This is a genomic window from Oleiphilus sp. HI0080 (genome assembly GCF_001635135.1).
Map to the genome: position 1 here is coordinate 1 of NZ_LWFU01000968.1, position 1051 is coordinate 1051.

Consider the following 1051-nt stretch of genomic DNA (forward strand, 5'->3'; position numbering starts at 1 on the left):
GAAATCGCATTCTTCCATCATTGTCTTTTGAATTTCATCGACAACGCCAGAAATAGACGTCCATGAAATCTTGGGTGCTACTTTTTCCAGCAAACGAGCCATTGCGTAAAGAAAATTCAAATCCGTTAATAGAACATTCTCAACGCCTGGTTTCTGTACCTTTATAACAACGTCTTCGCCACTAATTAGTCTTGCTGAATGAACTTGCGCTATTGACGCTGAAGCTAAGGGCGTGGGATCAATAAAGCTATATACCTCTTTAGGATCACAACCCAACTCAGATCGAATGATTCTCTCTACGACAGAAAATGGAAAGGGCGATGTTTGATCAAGGCAGTGTTGAAATTCATCGACATAATCCTTTGGGAAAAACGTCGGCGAACTAGCGACAAACTGTCCAAGCTTTATATAAGTTGCACCAAGTTCTTCAAACACTCGTCTCAACAAAACAGGATTAGCCGGGCGGTCGCCCAAAACCCATTTCGCTCCGTTTGTACTAAGTACACGAGCTGTTTGAGTAAGGCGCAAGGCTCCTTTCAATGAATTAAGTACTAATCCCATTTATTCTTCCTCATCCGCGTTAAAGACGCATTGGCATGACGACGTACAAACATCCGTCTTCATCACCAGACTCAATCAAGGCCGACGAACTTGCGTTAGATAATGTCATCTTAACGCTATCTGTTTTGATTGTGCTAAGCACGTCAATTAGATAGCCCACGTTAAACGCTATTTGTAGCTCTTGTCCGTCATAAATAATATCTAAGCTATCTTCGGCCTGCTCATGTTCCGGGTTATTTGCAAACACTTGGACTTGGCCGGGTGACAATTGCAACTGAATACCACGGATATTTTCATGAGACAAAATACTTGCACGTGTAAACATCGCTTTAAGTGATTCACGTTCTGCTACGATAACTTTGTCACCGCCCTGCGGAATTACTCGCTCATACTCAGGAAACTTTCCATCAATAAGCTTAGAAGTAAAACGATAGTTACCTATTTCAGACTGAATATGATTATCGCCAATCAAAATAGCGACTTCATCATC

At 41.8% G+C, this 1051-nt stretch carries 2 protein-coding genes; both read right to left on the reverse strand.

Features of this window, described 5'->3' with window-relative positions:
• The coding region (locus A3751_RS18630) for an AarF/UbiB family protein (protein ID WP_197466498.1) at positions 1–561 on the reverse strand (561 nt) is incomplete at its 3' end.
• 19 nt (positions 562–580) lie between these two features.
• Positions 581–1051: DNA polymerase III subunit beta (dnaN, locus tag A3751_RS18635; protein ID WP_068458530.1), on the reverse strand; the 471-nt coding region annotated here is incomplete at its 5' end.